The organism is Streptomyces sp. NBC_01176 (assembly GCF_045039825.1).
Lineage (GTDB): Bacteria > Actinomycetota > Actinomycetes > Streptomycetales > Streptomycetaceae > Streptomyces.
This window is the reverse complement of sequence record NZ_CP108600.1, coordinates 38908-64162: the sequence shown is the minus strand read 5'-3', so window position 1 is coordinate 64162 and position 25255 is coordinate 38908. Positions and strand designations below refer to the sequence as shown.

The 25255-nt window shown below is 70.9% G+C and carries 23 protein-coding genes; 7 read left to right on the top strand and 16 right to left on the bottom strand.

The features are described 5' to 3' along the window. The first annotated feature begins 176 nt into the window (after nt 1-176). Nucleotides 177-1541 carry an acyltransferase gene (locus OG199_RS00305; protein ID WP_405827164.1) on the top strand — a complete coding sequence of 455 codons (1365 nt, stop codon included), beginning with the start codon at nt 177-179 and terminating at the stop codon, nt 1539-1541. 147 nt (nt 1542-1688) lie between these two features. Here OG199_RS00305 and metK read toward each other — a convergent pair whose 3' ends face one another. The 11 genes from metK to OG199_RS00250 form a co-directional block, all read right to left on the bottom strand. After that, a complete protein-coding gene (gene metK, locus OG199_RS00300) occupies nt 1689-2900 on the bottom strand; it encodes a methionine adenosyltransferase (protein WP_351724618.1) in 1212 nt (403 codons plus the stop codon). 40 nt (nt 2901-2940) lie between these two features. Next, complete coding sequence (locus tag OG199_RS00295; protein WP_405827161.1) at nt 2941-3639, bottom strand: nucleosidase; 699 nt, start codon at nt 3637-3639, stop codon at nt 2941-2943. Nucleotides 3640-3663: 24 nt separating this feature from the next. Beyond that, on the bottom strand, nt 3664-4182 hold the full coding sequence (locus tag OG199_RS00290) for a hypothetical protein (RefSeq protein WP_356806504.1): 519 nt from the start codon (nt 4180-4182) through the stop codon (nt 3664-3666). A 121-nt stretch (nt 4183-4303) separates the two neighbouring features. After that, the gene (locus tag OG199_RS00285) at nt 4304-5023 is read right to left on the bottom strand and encodes a transglutaminase-like domain-containing protein (RefSeq protein ID WP_356806506.1); all 720 of its coding nucleotides are present in this window, start codon (nt 5021-5023) and stop codon (nt 4304-4306) included. Nucleotides 5024-5048: 25 nt separating this feature from the next. Then, the gene (locus OG199_RS00280) at nt 5049-6215 is read right to left on the bottom strand and encodes an acyl-CoA dehydrogenase family protein (protein ID WP_351724610.1); all 1167 of its coding nucleotides are present in this window, start codon (nt 6213-6215) and stop codon (nt 5049-5051) included. Between the two features lie 20 nt (nt 6216-6235). Further along, entirely contained in the window at nt 6236-6613 is a 378-nt protein-coding gene (locus OG199_RS00275) for an ectoine synthase (RefSeq protein WP_168525108.1), read from the bottom strand. Between the two features lie 48 nt (nt 6614-6661). Beyond that, complete coding sequence (locus tag OG199_RS00270; protein WP_356806509.1) at nt 6662-6922, bottom strand: acyl carrier protein; 261 nt, start codon at nt 6920-6922, stop codon at nt 6662-6664. After that, complete coding sequence (locus OG199_RS00265; RefSeq protein WP_405827157.1) at nt 6919-8370, bottom strand: AMP-binding protein; 1452 nt, start codon at nt 8368-8370, stop codon at nt 6919-6921. Before OG199_RS00265 ends, OG199_RS00270 begins: the two co-directional genes overlap by 4 nt. A gap of 358 nt (nt 8371-8728) precedes the next feature. Then, on the bottom strand, nt 8729-9430 hold the full coding sequence (locus OG199_RS00260; RefSeq protein WP_356806512.1) for a response regulator transcription factor: 702 nt from the start codon (nt 9428-9430) through the stop codon (nt 8729-8731). A 191-nt stretch (nt 9431-9621) separates the two neighbouring features. Next, nucleotides 9622-10593, bottom strand: coding sequence for a DMT family transporter (locus OG199_RS00255; RefSeq protein WP_356806514.1), 972 nt, complete (start codon nt 10591-10593; stop codon nt 9622-9624). A gap of 54 nt (nt 10594-10647) precedes the next feature. Then, nucleotides 10648-12012: a TrpB-like pyridoxal phosphate-dependent enzyme gene (locus OG199_RS00250; RefSeq protein WP_405827155.1), complete on the bottom strand. Its 1365-nt coding sequence runs from the start codon at nt 12010-12012 to the stop codon at nt 10648-10650. Between the two features lie 509 nt (nt 12013-12521). Here OG199_RS00250 and OG199_RS00245 point away from each other — a divergent pair. Together OG199_RS00245 and OG199_RS00240 are read left to right on the top strand one after the other, a co-directional pair. After that, the gene (locus OG199_RS00245; protein WP_356806516.1) at nt 12522-13010 is read left to right on the top strand and encodes a GNAT family N-acetyltransferase; all 489 of its coding nucleotides are present in this window, start codon (nt 12522-12524) and stop codon (nt 13008-13010) included. 1104 nt (nt 13011-14114) lie between these two features. Further along, nucleotides 14115-14828, top strand: a complete 714-nt coding sequence (locus tag OG199_RS00240; protein ID WP_356806518.1) for a LysR substrate-binding domain-containing protein — start codon at nt 14115-14117, stop codon at nt 14826-14828. A gap of 127 nt (nt 14829-14955) precedes the next feature. Here OG199_RS00240 and OG199_RS00235 read toward each other — a convergent pair whose 3' ends face one another. Together OG199_RS00235 and OG199_RS00230 are read right to left on the bottom strand one after the other, a co-directional pair. Next, complete coding sequence (locus tag OG199_RS00235) at nt 14956-15696, bottom strand: class I SAM-dependent DNA methyltransferase (RefSeq protein WP_405827152.1); 741 nt, start codon at nt 15694-15696, stop codon at nt 14956-14958. Nucleotides 15697-15803: 107 nt separating this feature from the next. Next, entirely contained in the window at nt 15804-16535 is a 732-nt protein-coding gene (locus tag OG199_RS00230; protein ID WP_356806521.1) for an NAD(P)H-binding protein, read from the bottom strand. A 158-nt stretch (nt 16536-16693) separates the two neighbouring features. Between OG199_RS00230 and OG199_RS00225 the strand changes: the two genes are divergently transcribed. Beyond that, nucleotides 16694-17170: an Rrf2 family transcriptional regulator gene (locus OG199_RS00225; RefSeq protein WP_356806522.1), complete on the top strand. Its 477-nt coding sequence runs from the start codon at nt 16694-16696 to the stop codon at nt 17168-17170. A gap of 296 nt (nt 17171-17466) precedes the next feature. On the opposite strand, the gene OG199_RS00220 is transcribed toward OG199_RS00225, so the two are convergent. The 3 genes from OG199_RS00220 to OG199_RS00210 all read right to left on the bottom strand — a co-directional run bounded on the left by OG199_RS00220 (nt 17467) and on the right by OG199_RS00210 (nt 22502). Further along, complete coding sequence (locus tag OG199_RS00220) at nt 17467-18882, bottom strand: DEAD/DEAH box helicase (protein ID WP_405827149.1); 1416 nt, start codon at nt 18880-18882, stop codon at nt 17467-17469. Nucleotides 18883-19480: 598 nt separating this feature from the next. After that, nucleotides 19481-21097 (bottom strand): purple acid phosphatase family protein, encoded by a 1617-nt coding sequence (locus OG199_RS00215; RefSeq protein ID WP_405827147.1) that lies wholly within the window; start codon nt 21095-21097, stop codon nt 19481-19483. 742 nt (nt 21098-21839) lie between these two features. Beyond that, nucleotides 21840-22502 carry a hypothetical protein gene (locus OG199_RS00210; RefSeq protein ID WP_405827145.1) on the bottom strand — a complete coding sequence of 221 codons (663 nt, stop codon included), beginning with the start codon at nt 22500-22502 and terminating at the stop codon, nt 21840-21842. A 217-nt stretch (nt 22503-22719) separates the two neighbouring features. On the opposite strand from OG199_RS00210, the gene OG199_RS00205 reads away from it, so the two are divergent. From OG199_RS00205 to OG199_RS00195, 3 genes are all read left to right on the top strand, one after another. Next, the gene (locus OG199_RS00205) at nt 22720-22860 is read left to right on the top strand and encodes a hypothetical protein (RefSeq protein ID WP_356802835.1); all 141 of its coding nucleotides are present in this window, start codon (nt 22720-22722) and stop codon (nt 22858-22860) included. A gap of 165 nt (nt 22861-23025) precedes the next feature. Then, nucleotides 23026-23979: an aKG-HExxH-type peptide beta-hydroxylase gene (locus tag OG199_RS00200; RefSeq protein WP_356802833.1), complete on the top strand. Its 954-nt coding sequence runs from the start codon at nt 23026-23028 to the stop codon at nt 23977-23979. Nucleotides 23980-23987: 8 nt separating this feature from the next. Then, a complete protein-coding gene (locus OG199_RS00195; RefSeq protein ID WP_405827143.1) occupies nt 23988-25181 on the top strand; it encodes a HesA/MoeB/ThiF family protein in 1194 nt (397 codons plus the stop codon). Nucleotides 25182-25255 lie beyond the last annotated feature (74 nt).

Below are 25255 nucleotides of genomic sequence, written 5' to 3'. Positions count from 1 at the left end.
CGCTGCCGGACAAGTCTAGGGATCCACCAAAACCGGCCCCGCGCACGGCCGTTGGACACCGCGCACCCCCCGGCGACGGCCCGCGGGCGAGGACTAGGGATTTCCTCGCCCGCTCCGCGGAACGCTGGAGTGCCAGGTCAACAGGCGCGCCCGCAGGCCGATTCCAGTGAGGCACAGTGAACAACTCTTCAGCCGCGTCCCGGACACGGCACCACACCGTCACCGTCCGCGCCGGCGAAGCGACCGGGGAACGCGTGCGCCTGAGTGTCTACGACCTCATGACCGGCACGTTCGCGACCCCGCGCACCTTCTACTACCGCCGGACACTGGACGCCGCGGCGCTGCGCGCCTCGCTCACCGCGACGCTGGCGCACTACCCGCTGCTGACCGGACGGCTGGTCCGCGACGACGACCGCGGGCTCAGCGTCGTCTGCAGCGACGCGGGCGTCCCGTTCACCGAGAGCCACAGCGACCGGCCCATGCCCGCGTACGGACTCGGCCGCTCGGCCAAGGACGACATCGGCTCCTACCTCCACAAGGCCAGCGCCTTCCGGATCGTCGGGCACGACACCCCGCTGCTGACCGTGCGCGTCACCCAGATGCGCGGCGGCGGTTCGGTCCTCGGCATCGCGATCAACCACAGCATCGTCGACGGCGCGGGGTACCTCGACTTCCTGCGGCACTGGTCGCGCGTCCACCACGGCGAGGAGCACCGCGCGGCGCCGTACGCCCGCACCCTCCTGGACGGCGTCGCCGAGGGCGCCGCCCCGGACGCCGCACGACACAGCACCCAGTACGCCCTGGTGTCCGGACCGCAGAAGGCCCGCTTCATCCTCCGGGTCAACGCCGGTGCGCGGCGCGTGCGCACCGTCACCCTGCGCTTCGCCGCCGACGAGATACGGGCACTGAAGGAGCACGCCCGCGCCTCGCTCGCCGGCAGCGGCCTGCGGGTCTCCAGCGGCGACGCCCTCAGCGCCCACCTGTGGAAGGTCCTCGCCGAGCTGCGGGCGCGCCCCGACGACAGCGTGGAGCGCCTCGGCATGGTCGTCGGCCTGCGCTCCGCCCTGCGCGCGGCCCTGCCCGACGGATACTGGGGCAACGCCGTCACCAACGTCACCCCGCAGCTGCCGGCCGCGGAACTGCGCGCCGCCTCCCTCGCCGACACCGTCGCGACCGTCCGCCGGGCCGTCGACGGCGTCACCGCCGGCCGGGTCCGCGACGAGGTCGCCTTCCTGCAGGCCCAGCGCGACGCCCGCCGCACCCACCTGGTCCTCAGCCGCATGGCCCTGGACGCCTTCGGGGGAACCGTCGCAATCAACAACGTCAGCCGGCTGCCCGTCTACGAGATCGACTTCGGCGCGGGACGGCCGTTCTGGTTCGAGTTCCCCTCCAGCCCCGTCCCCTGGACACTCCTGGTCACCCCCACACCGGCCGACGACGACAGCCGCGACGTGCACTTCAGCGTCCCGCGCGAGAGCGCGCGGGCACTGCTCGCACCGGAGTGGACCAAGCGGCTGCACGCGTACGCGCCCCACGGCTGAGCCGCTGCCCGGCGGCCCCGGCCGCCCGGTGGCGCCCCGCGGGAACACACACCAAGGGCCCGGCATCCCCGCGGATGCCGGGCCCTTGGTGTGTGCGGGAGGGCGCGGCCGGACGCCCTCCCTGACCCTGACAGGACGATGTGCGGCCTAGAGCCCGACGGCCGTGCGCAGGGCGTTGACGCGGTCGGTGCGCTCCCACGTGAAGGCGTCGCCCTCGCGGCCGAAGTGGCCGTACGCGGCGGTCTGCGCGTAGATCGGGCGCAGCAGGTCGAGATCGCGGATGATCGCGGCCGGGCGCAGGTCGAAGACCTCGTCGATGGCCTTCTCGATCCGGTCGACGTCGACCGTGTGGGTGCCGAAGGTCTCCACGAACAGGCCGACCGGCCGCGCCTTGCCGATGGCGTAGGCGACCTGGACCTCGCAGCGCGAGGCGAGACCCGCGGCGACGACGTTCTTGGCGACCCAGCGCATCGCGTACGCGGCGGAGCGGTCGACCTTGGAGGGGTCCTTGCCGGAGAAGGCGCCGCCGCCGTGGCGGGCCATGCCGCCGTACGTGTCGATGATGATCTTGCGGCCGGTCAGGCCGGCGTCGCCCATCGGGCCGCCGATCTCGAAGCGGCCGGTCGGGTTGACCAGCAGGCGGTAGCCCTCGGTGTCCAGCTTGATGCCGTTGTCCGCCAGCGCCCGCACCTCCGGCTCCACCACGAACTCGCGGATGTCCGGGGCGAGAAGGGAGTCCAGGTCGATGTCCGCGGAGTGCTGCGAGGACACCACGACGGTGTCCAGCCGGACCGCCCGGTCGCCGTCGTACTCGATGGTGACCTGCGTCTTGCCGTCGGGGCGCAGGTAGGGAACGGTCCCGTTCTTGCGGACCTGCGACAGCCGGTGCGACAGCCGGTGCGCCAGGTGGATCGGCAGCGGCATCAGCTCCGGCGTCTCGTCCGTCGCGTAGCCGAACATCAGGCCCTGGTCGCCGGCGCCCTGCTGGTCCAGGTCGTCGCTGTCCCCGTCCCCGGCGCGCTTCTCGTACGCGGAGTCGACGCCCTGGGCGATGTCGGGGGACTGCGTACCGATCGACGTGGACACCCCGCACGACAGGCCGTCGAAGCCCTTGACGGAGGAGTCGTAGCCGATCTCCAGGATCTTGTCCCGGACGAGCTGGGCGATGGGCACGTAGGCCGTGGTCGCGACCTCGCCGGCCACGTGCACCAGCCCGGTGGTGATCAGTGTCTCCACCGCCACGCGTGAGGTGGGGTCCTGGCGCAGCAGGGCGTCGAGAATGGTGTCGCTGATCTGGTCGGCGATCTTGTCGGGGTGTCCCTCTGTCACGGACTCCGAAGTGAACAGGCGGTGAGACACAGCGCTCCCTTGGGTGCGAGGGGCTGTCGGCGGTGCAGCCCTATGCGGCGTGGGGCGCTGACAGCGGGTGGACGGTGAAGGTGACGGACGTGCGGGTGCGGCGGGGCAGACGGCGGGGCGTGCGGGGCGAGGCGATGTGCTCCCCGACCCAGCCGGCCAGGATCCCGGCGGCGTGGTCGAGGGCCTCGGGCCAGGTGGTGTGCGCGTCGTCGTCGGCGCTGTCGCTGACGAACTTGACGAGGCGTACGGGGATGCCGAGGTGCTGTGCCACGGTCGCGACGGCGTAGCCCTCCATGTCGACGAGGTCGGCCTCGAGGGCGAGCCGGTCGCGGACGGCGGAGTCCGTGACGAAGGTGTCCCCGGTCGCCAGGGTGGGGCCGCGGCCCGCGTCCACGGTGAGGGGAGCACCGTGGACGCGGCCGCTGATCCTGTGCAGGAGGGCCGTGTCGAGGTCGTGCTGGACGACCCGGGAGATCTCGTGGACGCCCGCCAGGCCCTCCTTCAGCGCCCCGGCCGTGCCCAGGTTGACGATCTCGCGGGGACGCTCGCCCCGGCACAGGGTGAGTGCGAGGGCCGCCGCCGCGTTGACCTTTCCTATCCCGGTGACCAGGAGGGGGAACCGGTCGTCCAGGCGGGCCGCCTCCTCTTCCACGGCCGCGACGATCAGCGGACGGTCGGAGCGGATCTCACCGGTGAGGCGGGGGTGGAACGCGTGGTCGGTGACCGGGTGAAGCAACACGGCGCTTCCTGCCTTTCGCAGTCGTCAGCCCACCGGGCGCTCGGTGTCGAAGTCGTCGAGGTAGGCCCGCTTCGCGGCGGTGTCGCGCGCCGATCGCAGGTAGAGCGACCAGGCACGCCGCTCGTGCCCGGTCACATCCAGTTCGACGACGTCCTGGGCGGCGAGCTGCAGGCCGGGCTCCTGCTCGTAGGGCCGGAAGCCGCCGCCGGTGTCGGCGTAGATCGCCTGGACCAGCTCGTTGCGGTCCCGCCACACGCAGACCTGCATGAAGAAGTTGTCGCCGCAGCGGTGCAGCAGCACGTAGCCGAACTCCTTGCGGAACGCGAGCCGTCCGGCCGCCTCCTCGGCCCGCAGGAACACCCGGGCCCGGTCGCTCACCGCGGGCGTCGCGTCCTGCTCCGCGCCGCGGATGTCGTACCACTTCAGGTAGGCGCCCGGCAGCACCAGGTGTCCTCCGGGACGGCTGCGGTGCAGCGTGTGCGACCAGCCGGCGTACTCGGCGTATCCGGTGAGGTCGTCGACGATTCCTGCCGCTGCCGACACAGCGATCTCCGTTCCTGTGGGGGTGCGTGGTGCGTGCGTGCGGGTGCCTGCGGGTGCGGTGGGGCGGTCCGGTGCGGCCGCCCGGCGGGGGAGACCGGGTGGGGCCGCACCGGACGCCGTCTCAGACCGTCGCGGTCGCGGCCTCGTCGGCCAGCGATCCGGAGACGGTGGTGTGCGCGCTCGCGAACAGCTGCGGGTGCGCCTGCTGGATCCCGCCGACCACCAGGTCGTAGGGAACGTCGTCGAAGGAGCCGTGCTCGTGGATGAACTCCATGTGCCGGCGGCCGTCCTCGTCGAACGGGTGGTACAGGCTGTCGGTGCGGCCGTCGAAGTCCAGCGGCTTGATCTTGTAGAGCCGGCAGAGCAGCTTGTTGAAGACCGGGGTCGCCTTCACCCACCGGTCGTCGAGGTTGACCACGGTCAGGCTGTGGAAGCGGAAGACGTCCCCGCCGACCAGCTCCCGCAGCCGCGGCGAGGCGAGGTGGTTGCGTACGTCGCCGTAGTAGACCCGGCTCGGGATGCCCACGGCACGCAGCGCGGCCGCGTAGAGGATGGACTTGTGGACGCAGAACCCGAAGCCCTTCTCCAGCACGCCGGTCGCGCTCAGTCCGTGCCGGGTCAGGTCGGCGCCGTACACCTCGTAGGTGATGCCGTCCCGGACGGCGTAGTAGAGGGCTATCGCCTTCTGGGTGTCGCTCTCGCTCTCCTTCGCGCGGGCGAGGGCCTTGTCGACGAACGCGCGGACGGTGGGCGAGCGGTGGTCCAGGAACTCGGTCGCGGCCAGCGTGGCCGTCTCGGTGGCGGTGCCGGCCGCGGCGGCGGCACCGGTGTTCTCTGCCATGTCTCTCGGGATTCCTTCCGGGTCCTCAGGCCTGTGCGGGCCTGAGCGGGCGGTTCAGGCCCATGAGGGTGGCCAGGCGCTGGCGCTGGATCTCCGAGGTGCCGGAGTAGATCCGCCCGCCCACGGCGTCCCGCAGGTCCTTCTCGACTCCGTACTCGCTGACGTAGCCGTAACCGCCGAAGACCTGGATCGCGTTCAGCGCGGAGCGCACGTTCGCCTCGCTCACCACCAGCTTGGTCATCGCGACGTCACTGGCGGCGTCGGCCTTGGACTGCACCTTCTCTGCGGTGTCGTAGATCCACTTCTGCGAGGTCTCCAGGTCGATCCGCATCTCGACGATCATGTTGGCGACCGACTGGTTCGCGCCGATGACCGAGCCGAACTGGGTACGGGTACGGGCGTACTCCACGCACCGCTCCAGCCGCCGGCGCATCTCCCCGACGTTGATCCCGAAGCCGCACAGGATCTCCCACTTCATGACGTGGTCGAAGATGAGGAACCCGGCGCCCTTGCTGCCGACCACGTGATCGCGGGGCACCCGGACGTCGTCCAGGAAGACCTCGGCCAGCGGCGAGGTGCGCAGCCCCATCTTCGAGATGGGGTTGCCGACCGACAGCCCCGGCGAGTCCCGGCGCACCAGGAACGCGGTGATCCCGGCCAGATCCCCGGGCGCGCCGGTACGGGCGTAGACGACGATCACGTCCGCGATCGAGGCGTTGCTGATGAACGACTTGCTCCCGTTGAGGACGAAGTCGTCGCCGTCCAGGACGGCGGTGGTCTGCATCCCCATCACGTCCGAACCGCCGGAGGGCTCGGTGATGGCGTGCGCGCCGATCATCGTGCCGGCGCAGATCTCCGGCAGGTAGCGGGCCTTGAGCGCCGACGAACCGAACCGCTGGAGCGGGACACCGGTGCTGACCATGTGGGTGGAGACCGAGAAGTTCAGCCCGGAGTCCTGGCAGCCGTGGCCGAGCTGCTCCAGCACGTGGACGGTGGTCAGCAGGTCCTTGCCCAGCCCCCCGTGCCGGGGGTCGAACGGCAGCCCGAACAGGCCGACGTCCTTGAGTCGTTGCCAGCCGTCCCGGTCGAACGTGCCGGCCTGGTCGCGTTCGAGATGGTCGGCGCCGAGCTTCGCGGCCACGGCGCCGATCGCCTCACGCAGTTCCTGCTGTTCCTCGCTCCAGCGCATCATGACGGGGGAGTGTCCGATCCTCAGTACTGGGAGAAGGCTTCGTCGCTGAGCGCGTGGCTCTCGTCGCCCTTCAGCGGCGGGTTGAAGACACTGACCAGTTCCATGTCCTGGTCGGGGGAGGCGATCAGGAAGTGGGCGTCGTGCTCGTCGAGGACGTACAGCACACCGGGGGTCAGGTCCTGCGCGACGCTGCCGTCGGCGGCCTCGACACGGCCCGAGCCGGAGATGCAGTAGCACGCCTCGAGGTGACGCCGGTACTGCAGCCGTGACTTCGTGCCCGCGCGGACGACCGTGTGGCAGATGCCGAAGCCCATGTTGTCCGCTTCGACCAGGAGGCGGTGACTCGGACCGCTTCCCCACTCGACCGGTGTGACCTGCGACTTCTCGCGAATGAACATGGTTTCCTTTCTTTCTCCTGGGGAGTGGAGGTGCGAGGGGGCGGGGGGTTACTCGGGGGCGGCGGCGCCCGCGTAACGGCGGACGACCTTCTCGACGGCGGCGACGGACCGGAAGTCGTCCGGGGAGATCTCCAGGTCGGCGAACGGGATGTCGAAGCGGTCACCCAGCCACTCGATGAGCCGCAGCAGATCGAGGCTGCTGATCACCCCGTTCTCCAGCAGGTCGTAGGACGGGTCCAGTTCCGAGACGGGCGTGCCGGGCAGGTACTCCGCCACGATGTGCGCGGTGATGTCGCGTTGGATGGTCATTCGATCTTCTCCATGAGGAGGCGACGGCTCACCTTGCCGGTGGGCCCGATCGGCAGTGGGTCGGTCATCAGGTGGAAGGCGGCGGGAATGGCCGCCCGGTTGACCTTGGCGGCGCAGTAGCTGCGCAGCTGCAGTCCGGTCACCGCGTCGTCGCTGCGCCGGACGAACGCGTGCAGTGCACGTCCCGAGACGGGGTGCGGCACGGCCACCACGGCCGCCTCGGCGACGCCACCGTGGCCCTGGAGGACCCGTTCGACCTCCTCCAGGTTGATCCGCACACCACGCACCTTGACCTGCGAGTCGGTGCGGCCCACCAGGGCCAGTTCACCGCCGGCCGAGCGGGTGACCACGTCACCGGTGCGGTACCAGACGCGGTCACCGCGCACGACGAACCGGTCCTTCGCCCCCGCCTCACCGAGATACCCGGCGCTCTGGAACGGCGTCGAGACCAGCAGCTCGCCGCTGCCGGCGCCCCGCAGCACCGCGCCGTCGGCCACCACTTCCACCAGCACGCCCGGCAGCGGACTGCCCAGGGGCAGCACCTCCCGGTCGGCCGCCTCGGCGGCGGAGAAGGTGTGGATCATGCTGTCGTTCGTCTCGGTGCAGCCGTACACGTTGTGCAGCCGCGCCGCCGGGAAGAGCCGGGCGAGTCCGGCCCGCACCGACCGCGGCACATGATCACCCGTCAGCAGCAGCTCACGCACGCCCGGGAACCCGGAGGCGCTGCCCGCCTCGGTCAGCAGACGGAAGAACATCGGCACCGCCTGCACGACGTGCGGCCGGGTGCTCGCCAGCAGAGCCAGCAGGTACCTGGTGTCGACGCACCGGTCGTGGTCCACCGGTACGACACAGCCGCCGTGCCGCAGCGTCCCCCAGATGTCCAGGAGGGTCAGGTCGAAGTTGAGCGGGGCGAAGTTCAGCACCCGCGTACCGGTGCCGAGCGCGAACGCGCTGCCCGCCCAGGAGGTGAAGGCGTCGACGCCGGCTGCGCCCAGCGGAACGAGCTTGGGGATGCCGGTGGAACCGGACGTCGTCAGCAGCAGGCTGGTGTTCTGCGGCAGCACCGTCCCGCCCTGCGCGTCACCGGCCACCGGACGGTGCGTCAGACGCTCCTCGACGACCCCCAGGACGGCCTGACAGCCGCTGCGTTCGACCAGCTCGGCCAGGAGTTCCCGGCCGAGTTCCGTGGAGGCCAGCAGCAGCGGCCGTCCGGCCTGCATGCAGGCCAGGACCGTGGCGATCGCCACGGTCGACTTCGACGCCTGGAGCGCGAGCGGGCGGCGGGTGTCGGGATACCGGCCGGCCAGTTCGGCACCGATCCGCTCCGCCGCCCCGACCAGTTCGGCGTACGTGACGACCTCGTCCCGCGCGCCGCCGAACAGCAGCGCCGGATCGTCCGGGCTTTGCCTCGCACGCACTGCGACGTCCGCCGCCACCGATCTGGACATGACTCCCCATTGATCGAAAATCGGCGGACCCGAGCCATCGAGTCCTCCGACCGGATATACCGTCACGAACATTCTGACGGCGCCGCCCCGTCAATTTCTTCGGACTAGCGGCCGGGTTTTGTACCCGTTCTTTGGACCTGCATCCGGACCGGATCGCACGGAACGCAGCGGATAAACTGTGACAGGCATCTCGGGCGCATTACCGCCGACCCGATCCTGAAAACAGAAAACCTCATCGAGACGGCCCGGACCGCGAATTGCACCCGGCCCGGACCGCCTACGACGAGGATCCGCCACAACAGCGGTGACACACATATTCCAGAAAATCCCGCACCCGTTTCGGCGACAGCGCGGAAACCTAGAAACCCCCGCCCTGCGGGCCGGCCAGAACACCCCGGTCCCACGCACGGACGATGGCCTGCGCACGACTGCGCACACCGAGCTTGCGCAGCAGGTTGGACACATGGAACTTCACGGTCTTCTCGCTCAGCACCAGCGCCTGGGCGACCTCGCTGTTGGACATGCCCGCCGCGATCAGATCGAAGATCTCCCGCTCCCGCGACGTCAGCGTCGACACCTGCGGCACCACCGCCTGCGCCGGCCCACGCCGGACCAGGAGATCCACCAGCCGGCGCGTCAGCGGCGGCGGCAGCACCGCGTACCCGTCCGAGACCGCGCGGATCGCGGTGGCGATCTCGCTCAGCGCCGCGTCGAGCGGCACGAACCCGTCCGCCCCGGCCCGCAGATGCTCCAGCGCCGTCTCGTCCACGCACTGGTCGACGAGCACCACCGCCGCCACCCCGCCGGCCCGCCCGACGACCGCCCGCAGGATGTCACCGGTCTCCCAGCCCGGATCGGAGTCGTCGATCAGCACGACCCGCGGCTCCTGCTCGTCCAGCAGACGCAGCAGCTGCGGCCGGGAATCGGCCACCCCGACCGCCTCCAGCTCCGCCTCCGCGGCCATCAGGGCACGCAGCGCCGTGACGAGCAGCGGCCGGCGGGCCAGAACGGCGATCCGGATCGGTCGGGTAGAGGGACCGGTGGCGGCCATCTGCGACATCAACCTCCAAACTTCCTGGATGAGGCACCGGGGCCACAGGTGCCCCGGCTCGTGAACGCGCCGATCCCGGCGCGCACCCGGCTGTGCGCGCCGCGCACCGGATCCGTTCCACCACGGCCCGCGGCCCCGGCCCGCCGCTCACGCACGGGGACTTGCACCCCGCCCGGCGGCACCGTGGCGCGCCCGCACGGTCAGGGAACGCGCCCCGCCTCACCCGAGGGCTGCGCCCCCACGGCCACCGCGGCCGGCGTGAACTCCGGCTCGGGACCGGTGACGACCGCACGCCGCCCCAGCCGCGACAGCTGGTTCTCGCCGAGCAGGATGCTCACCACGATCACCGCACCGCCGACCGGCACGTTCCAGCTGAACCGCTCCCCGAGGAAGACGGCGCTGACCACCAGACTGATGAACGGCACCAAATAGTTGACCGCGGAGGCACCGGTCGCACCGATGTCCGCGATCAGCCGGTTGTAGAGCACATAGGCGAGCCCCGTGCCGAACACCCCCAGCAGCACGATGCTCAGGGAGACCGACCAGGTGAACGACGGGGTGCGCCAGCCCAGGAACGGCACCAGCGCCGCCTGGATGACCAGCGCCACCAGAACCTGCGCACTGGCCGAGGACATCGGGGAGATACCGCGGTCGGACAGGAACTTGCGGACGAACACCGCATGCCCCGCGTAGATCACGGCGACCGCCAGACACGCCATCTCGCCGCCCGCGGTACCCGTCGCCCCGTTCCAGGGCGCGATGGCGAGCACGATGCCCGCGAAGCCGAGCACCAGCCCCGCACTGCGGCGCGCCGTCGCCCGCTCACTGCGCAGCTGCACCGTGGCCAGCCCCAGCGTCAGCAGCGGAGTCGCACCGGTCAGCACACCGGCCATGGCGGCACTGGTGTGCTGCTCACCCCACGCGAGGAGAAGGAACGGCGCGACCATGCCCAGCACGGTCGTGACGGTGATGTGCACCCACACGAAGCCGAAGCGCGGCAGCCCCGCACCCGTCACCGCACCGATGCCGATCAGGACCACCGCCCCCAGGACCAGCCGGGCCAGCACCAGCTGCCCCGGATTCAGCCCCTCGCCGGAGACCTTGATCAGGGGATAACTGGAGCCCCAGATGACCCCCAGGACCACGAACTGCACGGCGCTGACACGTTTCACGGGATCGTCCCGTCCCTTCTCCTGTGCTCCTGCTTGCGGGCGGGCCGGGCTGCGTCAGGCGTTCACCAGCTTGGGAATGCTCTCCAGCCCGTGCTCGAGGGCGCCCGGGTCGATGCTGTCGTCGGCGAGACTGCCGGACAGATAACGGTCGTAGGCACTCAGATCGAAGTTTCCGTGCCCGGACAGGCCGAACAGGATGGTCTTGCCCACCCCCTCCTCACGGCACCGGATCGCCTCGTTGACCGCGCCGCGGATCGCGTGCGTCGACTCCGGGGCGGGCACGATGCCCTCGGTACGCGCGAACAGCACACCGGCCTCGAAGCAGTCACGCTGACGCAGCGCCACCGCCTCCATCAGGCCCTCCTCCACGACCCGGCTGACCAGCGGAGCGATGTTGTGCGCCCGCAGCCCGCCCGCGTGCACCGACGGCGGCACGAACTGGTGGCCCAGCGTGTGCGTACGGGTCAGCGAGGTCAGCCCGGCGGTGTCGGAGAAGTCGTAGGCGATCCGCCCCTGCGTGAGCGAGGGGCACGCGGCCGGCTCGGCGGCGATGAACCGGATCCTGGGCCCGCCGTGCAACTGCGCCCGCAGGAACGGGAACGACAGCCCGGCCAGGTTGCTGCCGCCGCCCGCGCACCCGACCACGATGTCCGGGTAGTCCCCGGCCATCTCCATCTGCAGGATGGCCTCCTGCCCGATCACCGTCTGGTGCGCACACACGTGATTGAGCGCGCTGCCGCGGGTGTAGCCCCAGCGCGGGTCGGAGAAGGCGACCTGCAGCGCCTCGGACTTGGCGATGCCCAGGCTGCCCGGGTGGTCCGGGTTCTCCTTCAGCACCGCACGCCCGGCCTCGGTCTCCATGCTCGGGCTCGGCGTGCAGCTCGCCCCGAAGGTCTCCATCAGCGCCCGCCGGTAGGGCTTCTGCTGGAAGCTCACGTTCACCATGAACACCTTGGCGTCCATGCCGAACAGGGACGCGGCGAACGCGACCGCGCTGCCCCACTGGCCCGCACCGGTCTCCGCGATCAGACCGGTACGGCCCGCACGCTTGTTGTAATAGGCCTGCGGAATCGCGGAGTTCGGCTTGAAGCTGCCGGTCGGCGCCACACCCTCGTACTTGAAGTAGATCCGCGCCGGCGTGTCCAGGGCCTTCTCCAGACCACGGGCACGCAGCAGCGGCGCCGGCCGCCACCGGGCGTAGAACTGCCGCACCTCTCCGGGGATCTCGAACTCGGCTTCCCTGCTGAGCTCCTGGTCGACCAGCGCCTCCGGCATCGTGCGGGTCATCTCGTCACGAGTGACCGGCTTGCCGGTCGCCGGGCTCAACACCGGCGCCACATAGTCGAGGTCGGCGGCGATGTTGTACCAGGTCTCGGGAATGTCCCGGGCGCTGAGCTCGAACCGTACCGGCTCTATCATGGCTGCCTCTCTGCGCGTTGAATCGTCACTCCGGCCACGCGACCGCCGGGCTCTTGTGTCACCACACCTGCAGGCCGCCTCCGGACAATGAATTCTGGCCGCCACAGCCACCGACCCGATACCTCGGCAGGCAGGTGGTAGGGAAAACAATGGAACGTCCCGGGAGAGCAGGACGAAGCCCGACAGGACTTTTCCTCCCGGCCCGCCATGTGGTACAAGCATCTCCCCGCCAGCTTGGCCACCCGCATTCGAGGGTAATCCTGAGACGGACGACGCGAACCCTCCCGACCACCCCCGTATTTACCTCCCAACCCCGCCTGCGGGAAGCACGCACGGCAAAGTCTGGGAATTCCACCAGTTCCCCTCGCGACCGATCCATGGCATCTGCACACGCGTGCGAACCTGAGCCCCCGGGGCCCGGCCGCCGCGGCACCCCGACGCCGCACGGCCCGCCCGCCGCACCCACGCGGCCGGTTCATCGGACCACCAGGACCCAGGGGATGGCACACATGATTCGTCCAGTCACCGCCGACGACCTCACGCTGCTCCACACGATGGTGCACGGGATGGCCGAGAACGAGGAGGCGACCCAGCAGATCAGCACCGACGAGGACGAACTGCGCCGCGCCCTGTTCGGCCCGGACCCGGTCGCCTGGGCCCACTTCGCCGTCGACGACAAGACCGACGAGATCGTCGGCTACACCCTGTGGGCCCTCGTCTACAGCACCTGGCGCGGCACCGCCATCCACATCGACGACATCTACGTCCGCGAGGACGCGGTCGGACGCGGCTTCGACACGGCCCTGCTGAGCACCCTCGCCGGCCTGTGCGTCGCACGCGGCTACCGCCACATGCAGTGGTGGGGGAGGGTCACCAACGAACCGACGGCCGCCTTCTACCGGTCGCTCGGCGCGGAGATCCCCTCGGTCCAGGGCAAGGAACTGACCGTCTTCCGCCTCTCCGGCGAGCCGCTGGCCGACCTCGGCCGCCAGGCCTGACCCACCTCGCACCGTCCGAACGGGAAGCGATCCGTAAGTGAATTATTAGATGTGCCCCTCCCGGCTGTCGCGCGGTGCTCCCGACCCGTGAGGCTGACGGCATGAGCACACCACTGAGCGTCAGCGGTGCCGCCGCGAGGTGCACCGGCCGGCCGGGCAGACCGCGGGACAGGGACAAGGCCGAACCCGTCCGGGCACCGGGTCTCTGACCCGGCGTCAGCGGCCCTGGCCACCGGGATGTCCTCCCGCGCACGCGCTGCCTCCCGCCTTTTGACACCGGGCGGCCACCGGATTCCCGGATGTACCGACACCGGGAACCGGGCGGCCCGCGTGCGCCCGGACCACGGACACCGGGCGGGGCACACGGCCCAGCGGTGCCCGCATGCCGCCGGCCGGTGCGTGACGGCAGCCGGCGACCGCACACCCGCCGCGCGGCCCTTCGCCGCCGCACCGCACCCGCTCCACGCGAGCCCGCCGGGCCGCTCCCGGGCACTCCGCCCACCCGCTCCCGCCCCGCTCGCCGCGCTCTCCGGCGGCCACCGGCCGCACCCGGCCCGCGTACGGCCGCCCACCGCACCGCCACCCTCACCCGGTGCCCCGTGCCGGCGGCCCGCTCCCGCTCCCGCACCAGGACGGGCGGGCGTTCGCTCACCGATGCGCGCCGAAGGCGCCGGCGCACACGGCCGCACGGCCGTGCATGGCCGGACGGCGGCGCACGGCCGGACCGCCTCGCCGTCGCGGCCGGGGAGCGCCGGCCGCGACGCGCACCACCCCGCCGCGCGGGTCACCGGCGCCCGGGGGACCCACCCCCTCGGCCGCCTCGGCCGCCTCGGCCGCCTGCGCGGCCGGAGCCGTCGTGGCCGGACCGACCGGCCCCGGCGGCCGGCTGACGCCGCGTCCGGTACTCCGCCCGGCGGCCCGCGGACGCACGCTCACCGCCGTACGCACCGCGCCGCGATCCGGCGTACGGCGCCTCACCGCACCCCCGGGTGCCCTCACCGCACCCCCGGGTGCCCTCACCGCACTTCCTGGGTGCCCCACGGCACTTCCCTGGGCGCACCCCCAGCCCTCCCCATCAACGCCGCCTCACCGAGGAGCTCTGACATGGTTCACCTGACCGGCCCCGAGCCGACCACCCGCGGCCTCGGTACCACCGACGCCCCCGCGATCCGCTTCGGCATACACGTGACACCGGACCTCGCCAAGGGCGTCATCGCCCGCACCGGCGCCCGCATCGAGGACTTCGTCCTGGTCCCCTCCAGCGTCCGCGAGTCGTTCACACAGCTGCGCACCCGCCGGGTCGACGTCATGCTGGTGAAGTACAGCCCGCACGAGAACGACATCGCGGTGGGCCCGCCGGTCGGCTTCGACGCCCGCGCCGTGCTCGTCGGCACGGACCACCCGCTCGCCTCCCGCGACACGGTGTCGGTCGAGGAGGCCGCCTCCTATGACGCCTTCGACCGGCCGCAGGGTTTCCCGGAGTCCGTGTGGGACCTGATCGTGCCCCCGCGCACCCCCGCCGGGACACCGATCCGCCGCGTCCACACCCTCACCACCCAGGACGCGCTGACCCGCACCCTGACCACCACGCAGGCCCTGCACTTCTCCTTCCGCTCGGTCGAGGCGGGCCTGTCACCGCGGATCAGGGCCGTCCCGGTGAGCGACCTGCCCAGCGCGCCGATCGCCCTGGCCTGGCTCAACGGCGCCGTCCTGCCCGCCCACGTACGCGCCTTCATCCGGGCCGCCCAGGCGGGTGCCACGTGGCTGCCGCAGGCGACCGGGACCGACCCCGTACGGCAGGCGGGCGGCGCGAGGTGAGGCCCATGCGTGGTGCGCGTCCCACCCGCGCCGCCCCCGCGGTGCCGCACCGGCCCGGACCGGGCCGGTGCGCGGGGCCGTGCGGGCGCGCGCTCCCGGGGCCGGGTGCGGGTCCGGCCCGGCCGGGTCAGGCGGCGGGTTTCTCCCAGACCGAGACGTGCCGGGTGCTCTCGCCGGTGAACGGTGCCCGTGTCCAGTCCTCCCACCGGTCGCGCAGCCGCAGCCCGGCGAGGCGCGCCATCAGGTCCAGCTCGGCCGGCCACACGTACCGGAACGGGAGGGACCAGTGCTCCGCGCGCCCGTCGGTGATCGTGACGTAGTGCGAACTCATCGCCTGGGTGGCGACGTCGAAGGTGTCGAACGCCCAGCGGGTCGAACTGATGTGGAACGGCACGGCGTTCTGTCCCGGCGGCAGCCGGCGCAGGTCCGGCACCCCCACCTCGACCACGAAGCGGCCGCCGGGGTCCAGATGGGCGGCGGCGTTGCGGAAGCAGTCCACCTGGGCGTCCTGCGTCGTCAGGTTGTTGATCGTGTTGAAGACGAGGTACGCCACCGCGAACGTGCCCGGCACCTCCGCCGTCGCGAAGTCGCCGATCGTCACCCCGACGGCGTCGCCTCCCGGCTTCGCGTGCAGCCGGGCGACCATGGCCCGGGACATGTCGATCCCGTGCACCGGGACCCCGCGGCGGGCCAGCGGCAGCGCGATCCGGCCGGTGCCGACGCCGAACTCGAGCGCCCGGCCGCCGCCGGCGAGCTCGGCCAGCAGGTCGACCGCCGGATCGACCGCGCCCGGCTGGAACATGTCCGCGGCCGAGTCGTCGTAGCCGGCCGCGATGGATTCTCCGAAGTAGCCGTCGTCATCGAGCATTTGGGGACCGTACCGCCCGCGGGCCGGCCGGCGCGCGCCGTTTTCCCCGCGGACGGGGGCCTTGGGGAAGGTCCACCCGAGCAGCCCCTGGCGGGGGCCCGCGGGGTCTACTTCAGCCAGTCGGTGTAGCGGGTGGCGGCGATGCGGGCGCCTTCCTTGGTGGTGAGGACGTCGCCCTTCGGGACGGCGAACATGCCGGCGGTGTCGTCGACGGTGACCGGGCGCTTGTCGCCCTTGGCGGCGAGGGTGATGCGGCCGATCTCGTCCAGCGGGTAGGTGTCGGGTCCGCCGAGGTCGAGGGTGCCGTCGAGGGGGGATCCGGCCGCGACGTCGGCGACGGTGGCCGCGACGTCGGCCGCGGCGACGGGCTGGAGGAGGGTGCGGGGCAGGCGGACGGTGTCGTCGTCGGCGGTCCAGGACAGGGTGGCGTCCATGAACTCCATGAACTGGGTGGCGCGGACGATGGAGTAGGGGACGGGGCCGGCCTTGAGGAGGTCCTCCTGGAGGGTCTTGGCGCGGTAGTAGTCCAGCTCGGGGACCTGGTCGACGCCGACGATGGACAGGATGACGAAGTGCCCGGTGCCCGCTCGCTGGGCCGCGGCCAGGAGGTTGTCCATCGACGTCTGGAAGAACGCGGGGGAGGCGTCGTCGAAGGTCGGGGAGTTGGTCAGGTTGACGACCACGTCGGCGCCTTCCAGCGCCGCGTCCAGGCCCTTGCCGGTGAGGACGTCGACGCCGGTGGACAGCGAGTGCGGGACCGCCTCGTGCCCGGCCGCGTTCAGGTCCCGTACGACCTGCGATCCGATGAGCCCGGTTCCGCCGATGACCGCGATCTTCATGACCCGTCCTGCCCTTCTTTGATGGCTTATGTCCGCTATATAGCCAAAGAGACGCGTACGCACTCCATGCCGCCTACTCGGACATTCAATGTCCGGGATAATACTCGGACACTTGATGTCCGAGTCAAGCGGGGGTGGATTAGAGTGAAGCCGTGAAGATGTCGGGCGGGGTCGAATGGGCACTGCACTGCTGTGTCGTGCTGACCTCGGTGGAGGAACCGGTACCGGCCGCACGGCTGGCACAACTGCACGACGTCTCGCCCAGCTACCTCGCCAAACAGCTCCAGGCACTCTCCCGCGCCGACCTCGTCCGGTCGGTCCAGGGCAAGGCGGGCGGCTACGTCCTCACCCGTTCCCCCGCACAGATCACGGTCCTCGACGTCGTCGAGGCCGTCGACGGACCCGGCCCGGCCTTCGTCTGCACCGAGATCCGCCAGCGTGGCCCGCTGGCCGCCCCGCCCGAGTCCTGCCCCGCCCCCTGCGCCATCAGCCGCGCCATGGCCGACGCCGAGACCGCCTGGCGCAACGCCCTGCGATCCGTCTCCGTCGCCGACCTGGCCCGCAACGTCAGCTCCGACTCCGGCCCCGGCGCACTGAAGACCGTCGCCACCTGGCTGACCACGCCCGAGGGATAGAACCACCACGCCGCGGCCTGCGCCCGCCCGCCCGCTGCGATCTACGCCCGCGGCCTGCGCCCGCCCGCCCGCTGCGATCTACGCCCGCGGCCTGCGCCCGCCCGCCCGCTGCGATCTACGCCCGCGGCCTGCGCCCGCCCGCCCCCTGCGATCTACGCCCGCGGCATACCGCCCGTCCGCTGTGCCGCCGCCCGTCCGCCGTGTGGGCGCCGTGCCGCCGTGCGGGCGCCCGCCGGCCGCGTACGTGCCACGGCCACCCCAGCAGAGCCGGGTAGAGGCCCGGCAGGGCCCCGGTGTCAGCGCCCCTTGCGCGTCCGGGCCGCCGCGCGGGCCTCCGCGACCTTGCGGGCCTCGGCGGCCTTGCGGGACTCCTTGGCCGGACGGCCCGCACGCGAACCGAGGCCGGCGAAGGGGACATGGCCGCCGCCCTTCGCCCCGGCCGGCGGCCGCTTCGCCCCGGTGATGGCCGTCAGCGCCTCCTCACCGGAACGCACCTGCGTGACCGTCGGCCGGATACCGGCCTCGGACATCACCCGGTTCACCTCGCGCCGCTCGCCATGGGTGACCAGGGTGACCACCTTCCCGGACTCCCCGGCACGCGCCGTACGCCCGCCCCGGTGCAGATAGTCCTTGGCGTCGGCCGGCGGATCGACGTTGACGACCAGGTCGAGCGCGTCGATGTGAATGCCCCGCGCGGCGACGTTGGTGGCCACCAGCACGGTGACCTCACCGGCCTTGAACTGGGCGAGCGTGTGCGTCCGCTGCGGCTGCGACTTCCCGCTGTGCAGGGCGGCGGCCCGTACACCGCTGGCCCGCAGATGCCGGGTGAACTGGTCCACGGCCGCCTTGGTGTCCAGGAACATCAGCACCCGGCCGTCCCGCGCCGCGATCTCGGTCGCCGTCGCGTACTTGTCGGCGCCGTGCACGTTCAGCACGTGATGTTCCATCGTGGCGACCGAGCCGGCCACCTGGTCGACCGAGACGACGACCGGGTCGTGCAGGTACCCCCGTACCAGCTGGTCGACGTTGCGATCGAGCGTGGCGGAGAACAGCAGCCGCTGACCGTCGCCGCGGACCTGGTCCAGGATCTCCGAGACCTGCGGCAGGAACCCCAGGTCGCACATCTGGTCCGCCTCGTCCAGCACCGTGATCCGCACCTGGCCCAGCTGGCAGTCCCGCCGCGACACCAGGTCGGCCAGCCGTCCCGGCGTCGCGACGACCACCTCGACACCGGTGCGCAGCAGCGCCGTCTGCCGGTTGATCGACAGACCGCCGACCACCGTCGCCAGCCGCACGTTCAGCGTCCGCGCGTACGGCTCCAGCGCATCGCTCACCTGCTGCGCGAGCTCCCGGGTCGGCACCAGAACCAGTGCGAGCGGCCGCTTCGACTCCGCGCGCAGACCCGCCGTCCGCACGAGCAGCGCGAGCCCGAAGGCCAGCGTCTTGCCGGAACCGGTCCGCGCCCGGCCCAGGACATCCCGGCCGGCCAGCGCGTTGGGCAGCGTCGCCGCCTGGATCGGGAAGGGCTCCGTCACCCCCAGGCCGCTCATCGCCCCCACCAGCTCCGAGGGCAGCCCGAGCGCGTCGAAGGACGCGGCCGGCGGCAGACCGGCGGAGACCGCCTGCGGCACCGGGAGCTCACCCTGCGGCACCGCCGCCGACCGGTGCTCGCCGGCACGGGGGAGTCCAGAAACTGGCGGCTTCGCGTTCATGGGGAACCTTCCTCGATACGACGCCCGAAACGCGCCGGGGCCCGTACCCCTTTCGGTACGGACCCCGGCGACATCGAAGCGTGCCGCCATTTTACCAGCGGCACCCCGCCCGCCCGCCGCCCCGAAGGGACACGGTGCGTGTGTGCCGCCCGCACGACCGTGCGCCTCCCGGCCGGGCCGGGGCAGGCCCACCCCGCGACACGAGCAGGTGTGACGACAGCGGGTGTGCGTGTTGATGCCGGCGGCTGGCCGGTTGGCCGGTTGGGGCATGACGACGTATCCACCCGCTGGTGACCCGACCACGGCGGCGCCCGGGGGCGGCTGCGCCGCCCCAGAAGGGCGGGTGGTTCAGCGGTCCAGGGCTTGCAGCATGGTGCGGAACCAGTCGGTCATCGTCATGCTGTCCGTCACGTGGGTCGTGCCTGCCCGGTGCGCACTGGTTGGTCACAGCGGTGAAGTACTCACGGAGCTCGTCACGTCGTGCAGGTGCCGGACGAGTTGGACCCGTCCCGTTGCGCCATCGACGCGCGCAACGCCTGGGGCCGGGACGACGTCCCGGCCCCAGGCGTTGACGACTACTGCTGCTGCTCGCGGTGGGTCAGTGCCGGCCGTGGCCGCCGTCACTACGACGGCGTTGGAGCGTGAACTTCTCGAAGACCGACAGCTCACCCGTGGGCGTGATGATGTTGTAGTAGGTGACGTGGATGCGGGTCACGTCACCGGGGTGACGGCCCGGGTCGACGGCGAACTCGGCGAAGCCGTACGGATGCTCCGCGTCGCGGACGCCGATCCACACCGCCGTCTCCTTCTCCTTGACCGAGTTGAACTTGCCGACGTGCTCCGTCTGGACGTATGCCGAGTGATGCCCGTGACCGTCGGCGTCGTCGGTGGTGAAGCTGTTGTTGGTGATGCCGGACACGCCGCCACCGCCGAGGACCATGTGCGTTGTGCCGTGCGCGCTGTCGATCACGTCGAGTGCGCTCTGACTCGGGTTGGGGGTGAGGGTGACGCTGCCCGGGACGACGCCACGCACCGCCAACGAGCGCTCGTAGTCGTGCTCGTGGCCACAGAGCACCAGGTCGACGCCGTACTTGTCGAACAGCGGCCCGTACGCCGCACGCAGCGCGAGATCGGGGCCGTTCGCGGCGGTCGCAGAGCTGATCATCACCTGGTGCATGCAGATGACGATCCAGTCGATGTCCTTCGAAGCCCGTGCCGACTTGAGCTCCTTCTCCAGCCAGGCCAGCTGCCGACCGCCGGAGTAGCCGTTGATGTAGATGTCGCCCCCCTCCTGCAGGGCGATGTCGTCGTTCTGCAGGGAGATCACCTTCACCGCGCCGACCGTGAAGGAGTACCAGAGGTTGTCGAGCTCGGGCTGGGTCTCGGTCGAGGGCAGCTCGAAGTACGTCTGGTACGCGTCGAGACCGAGCTTGCCGTTGCCCAGCTCGATCTCGTGGTTGCCCGCGGCCGGCATCCACGGACGGAATCGCGCTGAGCGGCTGTTGTTGGCGAGGAAGTCGCGCCAGACGCGGATGCGGTCGGGCCCGGTGTTGGCGTAGCAGAGGTCACCGTTGAGGAGGTGGAACAGCGGGCCGACCTTCTCGACGCCGGTGACGATGTCGGCGGCGGCGGGCGTGGCGTTGGGCTCGAAGTCCCGGCCCGAGGCGTCGGCCGGGTTCGCTCCGGTCTTCCACGTCACACTGGGCGCACCCTGGTCGCCGAAGCTGGTGAAGGTGAACGGAGCTCGGCCGGACGGCGCCGTGTGGAAGGTACCGGCGTCGGGGGTGGCGCCGTCGTGCTGGGCCGCGTACAGGTAGCCGGTGTCGGCCCTGAGCTTGCTGATCAGCGCGTGATGGACCCAGACGCTCCGCCCGGAGGCGCCGTCCACGTAGGTCTTCGTCCTCGCGTGCACGGTCGAGCCGAAGCCGCCACCCAGCGTGCCGTAGACGACCCGAGGGTTCTTGACGGCCGCGTCGGTGACCCACGAGACGACCATCTGGCTGCGTGGGTCGGCGCCGAAGGTCAGGTGCAGGCCCTGGACGGGGGTGGTGGCCGAGCCGGTGGTGAGACCGGTGACCTCCGACTGCGCCGGGACCGCCTCGGCGGTTCCGGCGCCGAGGACCAGTGGCCCGGCGGCGGCGCCGGACACCGTCGCGCCGAACAGGCCGAGCGCGTTGCGACGAGAGATTCTGGTTTGCTTGGGTTCTTCGGACATTCCAGGGGCCTTTCGCGTCGTCGGGTGCAGTCGCACAACGACCGGACAGCAGCGCTCCGAACCTGACAGGGGGCTGCGGCAGGTCAGCGGTGCGCGCACTCACGGACGCTAGGAAGCACGGTCGACCGGAGCGGTGAGACAGGTATGAACGCCAGATGGCGGTCACCGCAACGGACGGAAATTCCCGGCGGCCTGACCCCGTCCTGGCTAAAGACCGTGTCCTACGTGGTGAGGCGGACGAGCCTCTAGTAGCAGCACAGGGCGGCGGCGAGGCCGAAAAGGCCGGGTAGTTGCGGCGATGGCGCGGGACGCCGCCACCGGCCGCCGGACAGCACTGAACCCGCCGGCGGCCCCGCGACGGGGACCCCCACGGAGGTGCGGTCGACAACGGCCTGCAGTGCGACGAGTACCCCTTCGCCTCCACCGAGAAAGGCTCCACCAAGGGAGACACCGCTTCTCCGTCCGGCTGATCGACGGAAGGATACGACGTACCCGAGTTCGGCAGGCTGTCCAACGTGCGCCGCTTCGTACGTCGTGTGTGGGCATGGTGCAAGAGACGGCTGAGCTGGTCTGTTTTCGCTCTTCCCGCGGCGGCATGTCTCGTGCCGGGGAGGGGTCCCAGCCGCGCGTTCGCTGCGTGACACCCATGAATCTCTCGTACGCGGCGCGCTCGACGAATCGCTTCCCTCCTCCTCGTCGGAACCCCGGGGTGGAGGCTGCGCACCGCGTCCTGGCGCGTAGGTCAGACCATGGGAATCAGGACCGCGGGAAGATCCCCGGCCTCCACGGCTGCCCGATCGACGGACAGGCCGCAGTAGTCGCCCACAGCCGTGAACACCGCTTCGGGAAGCCGGGGCCCGTGCTCCTCGAAGTGCGCCACGGCAGCGGCCTCACCCACTTCCCCGATGGAGGGGAACACAGCGCCGGCAGCATGGAGGGCCGCATCCAAGGCCGAGCCTTCCCCGGTGTCCTGTCCGAACTCGGCCTGACGGGCGCTCTCGTCGCCCGGCGCATGGATGATCCTTTGCGGCGGACTCCAGGCGTTCAAGGCCACGCAGACGATCTCCTCGTCCGGAGCGGGCCGCATCGACTCCACCTTCCGGTAGCCGGTGGCCCACGTCGCCGCGCCCCAGTCCTCCAGCACGTACACCCACTCGCCGCACGTCCCGTACATCGCGCGATTGACGTGCGGTGACCGGTCGCCCGGTCGCCTCACTGGCACGAGGAGATCCCTGCAGAGCGTACGGTCGGCGAGCTCGTCGAGATCGGCACCCAGCGCGATGAGGAACTCGTCCGCGTCGACGCCGCGTGCACAGGTAAGCGATATCCCTCCCAGCATGCCCGGAAGGGCGGCTGAACTGCCTGCCGTACTGTGCACACCGATCCAGGCGATTCCGTCACTCATGCGGGTTCCATTCGGGTTTCGTCGTGGCCGCCAAGAGATCCACGAGAACCAAGTGTCTCGTGACGCCCCCTGTCGAACTGGATCACGAGTGCCATGCGCATTTATACGTGATCTCTACTCACGTCAAGTCGTCTACTTTTCCGACTGGTTGGACCACCCCGCCATGCCGGAATCTTGAGTCAAGCCCGAACGGCGGGCCCGACTGAAGGAGACGGAAATGGCTGAGAACACCAACGACATCCAGGGCACCCCGGTCCAGGACCAGGTGGAGACGAAGGTCGCCGCGGACCTCGACGTCGAGATCGAGCTTGAGACGGCGGAGACCTCCTTCACCTACACCGAGCCGCGTCTCGCCTGATCATCCGGCCGCTGAGCGGCCGCGAGCGTTGGGCGCCGCCATTCGTGAGCTGGCGGCTGTCCCATCGTCGGCAGCACTCGGGGCGGGATCTCGATTCGAGGTTCCGCCCCCGGCTTCTCACCCACCAGGAGCGATCGCGCAGATGAGTACCGAGGAGGAGGAACAGTGAAGGCGATCCCCGTCGACCTTGCCGAGCAGGTGCGATCGATCGGCATCGACGCGAGCCGGACCGAGCGGCTTGCAGTGATCTATCACCGCAGTCTGGCTCGGCGCGCCGCGGGCCGGGTGGACGCGGCCGAGCGGCGGCGGGTCGAGGACCTCGTTCCGCGGACCCGGCGTCTCGCGCCAGCGGCCGTGCACTCCCTGTACAAAGGCACCGTCGCGGACACCGATCCCGTCGAGGTCGTGCGTTGGCTGGACGAAGCCGGCGTGCCGCAGCCGACCGAGGTGTACAGCGGTCCCCGCGACCCGCTGTGGCTGCGTGACGGACTGCAGGAGGTGCTGCGGTCCCTCAACTGGGGCGAAGAAGAAGTGGGGAGCGTCGTCACCGACCTGCCAGACGACGTGCGCGTTTCGCTGAGGCTGGCTCGGCAGGCGCTGAGCGCTTCCTGGCCTGATGCGTGGACGGAACACAACCTGCTGGTCCAGTACCTCGTCTTCGCGCGGGGGCCGCTGCGATCGGCGACCATCCAGAGCACGTACGGCGTCGTCTACGCCGAACTGGAAGAGGCAAGCGACCCGCTGCGTATGTTCGAGCTGTTGCTGCACGAGTCGGCGCACCACGCGCTGGCCCTGCGGGAACAGTTCACGCGTTTCCTCGACAACCCGGACGCCATCGGTGTCCACGCGCTGCGTCCCGATGCGCGGCCGCTGCGCGGAGTCCTGCACGCCGCCTTCGTCATGTGCCGGATCGCCGAAGGGCTGAGCCGCTATCTGAGCGTCCATCCCAGCGGTGGCCCACTGGACGGCTGCCCGGTCGAGGAGCGCCGGCGCTTCGCCCTGGACTCATTGCGTGAGGCGCTGATCGTGCTGGACAGTACGGCGCGGTGGACCAAGGACGGGCAGACCTTGTGCGCGTCCATGGGCGAGTGCCTGGCACGAGAGGGTGTGCCGTCATGAGGGCGGCGGTGTCTGAGGCGACGGTGCCGCGGTTCGGCGTCACCGGACGCACCACCGCGGCTCGTACGGTGGCTGTGGGACAGGGGGACGAGCGCTGGCAGTTCAGCAACCAGTGGGAAATGCTCGAACTGGCCGACGGTTCCCTGTTCTTCGACAGCGTCTACGCCGATCACCGGGTGATCTCCGAGCCGCCCGATACGCTGCGCCGGATCCTGTTGCTGATCGAAAGCGACCGGCCGACGCTCAGGAACGTCGTCGAGCGCGTCATCGGTGACACGTCGGTCACCACCATCAGCCGGGTCGAGCGTCTCCTTGCCCCTTTGACCCGGGCCGGGATCCTCGTACCGCTGCGCGACGGACAGCGCCCACCGTGGGCGGACGACGAGCTCGTCGATCGCTTCTCGACGGAGCTTGAGTGGCTGGGCACGCTGTCCACCGAGTCGCAAGGGCATTGGGACTATTTCGGCAGGCTGCGCGCGGCGCACGTGGCTGTGATCGGCCTCGGCGGGGCGGGCAGCCTGTTGGCCCAGGCGCTCACCGCCGTGGGAGTCGGACGGTTGACCCTCGTCGACGGTGACACCGTGGAATCGTCCAACCTGGTGCGGCAGATCCTCTTCAGCCCGGACCAGAGCGGGCGGGGTAAAGCCGACTGCCTGGCTGAGCAGCTGCGGCGGTTCTCCCGGTACACCGACTACCGGGTTCTGCCCGAGTACGTCCGCGGCAAGGACGACGTCCGCCACTCGATCGACGGTGCCGACTTCGTGGCCGTGTGCGCCGACGCGCCGCGTTTCGTGCTCAACCGGTGGATCGACGAGGTCTGCAAAGAGAGCGGCACGCCCTACCTGGGCGCCTTTGCCGGCTCCGTCGGACCGCTGTACAGCCCGAGCGCGGCCGGTTGCTTCGGCTGTCTCGAACACCGGCTGCGCGAGGAACTGGGGGACCGCCACGACCTGTTGGTCAACGCGCTGGCGGCCAAGCGGTCGTGGCGCTACCCGGCCTTCGTCTCCGGCCCGCTCACCGTCGCCCATCTGATGACGACGGAGATCGTGCTCCATCTGACCGGTGCCGCACCACCCTCCACCGTCGGGGGGATCGTGCGCTTCCAGCATCCGCGCACCGTGCTGGAGCCGTTCCCCGGACATCCGGCCTGTGACTGCGCCACGGGGGAAACGGTGGCGCCCCCTAGCGCCAGGACCGCCTGAGCGGCCACCGCCCGGACCCCACCCGACCCAAGCCTTCCGAGTAGACGAGCAGACGATCAGACAGAGCGAGGCCT

Bases quoted from the DNA above. Each gene is read 5' to 3' on its own strand.
- OG199_RS00285 (WP_356806506.1), bottom strand. From the start codon at position 5,023: ATGGCAGAGAACACCGGTGCCGCCGCCGCGGCCGGCACCGCCACCGAG.
- OG199_RS00280 (WP_351724610.1), bottom strand. From the start codon at position 6,215: ATGATGCGCTGGAGCGAGGAACAGCAGGAACTGCGTGAGGCGATCGGC.
- OG199_RS00275 (WP_168525108.1), bottom strand. From the start codon at position 6,613: ATGTTCATTCGCGAGAAGTCGCAGGTCACACCGGTCGAGTGGGGAAGC.
- OG199_RS00270 (WP_356806509.1), bottom strand. From the start codon at position 6,922: ATGACCATCCAACGCGACATCACCGCGCACATCGTGGCGGAGTACCTG.
- OG199_RS00265 (WP_405827157.1), bottom strand. From the start codon at position 8,370: ATGTCCAGATCGGTGGCGGCGGACGTCGCAGTGCGTGCGAGGCAAAGC.
- OG199_RS00260 (WP_356806512.1), bottom strand. From the start codon at position 9,430: ATGTCGCAGATGGCCGCCACCGGTCCCTCTACCCGACCGATCCGGATC.
- OG199_RS00250 (WP_405827155.1), bottom strand. From the start codon at position 12,012: ATGATAGAGCCGGTACGGTTCGAGCTCAGCGCCCGGGACATTCCCGAG.
- OG199_RS00245 (WP_356806516.1), top strand. From the start codon at position 12,522: ATGATTCGTCCAGTCACCGCCGACGACCTCACGCTGCTCCACACGATG.
- OG199_RS00240 (WP_356806518.1), top strand. From the start codon at position 14,115: ATGGTTCACCTGACCGGCCCCGAGCCGACCACCCGCGGCCTCGGTACC.
- OG199_RS00235 (WP_405827152.1), bottom strand. From the start codon at position 15,696: ATGCTCGATGACGACGGCTACTTCGGAGAATCCATCGCGGCCGGCTAC.
- OG199_RS00230 (WP_356806521.1), bottom strand. From the start codon at position 16,535: ATGAAGATCGCGGTCATCGGCGGAACCGGGCTCATCGGATCGCAGGTC.
- OG199_RS00225 (WP_356806522.1), top strand. From the start codon at position 16,694: ATGTCGGGCGGGGTCGAATGGGCACTGCACTGCTGTGTCGTGCTGACC.
- OG199_RS00220 (WP_405827149.1), bottom strand. From the start codon at position 18,882: ATGAACGCGAAGCCGCCAGTTTCTGGACTCCCCCGTGCCGGCGAGCAC.
- OG199_RS00215 (WP_405827147.1), bottom strand. From the start codon at position 21,097: ATGTCCGAAGAACCCAAGCAAACCAGAATCTCTCGTCGCAACGCGCTC.
- OG199_RS00210 (WP_405827145.1), bottom strand. From the start codon at position 22,502: ATGAGTGACGGAATCGCCTGGATCGGTGTGCACAGTACGGCAGGCAGT.
- OG199_RS00205 (WP_356802835.1), top strand. From the start codon at position 22,720: ATGGCTGAGAACACCAACGACATCCAGGGCACCCCGGTCCAGGACCAG.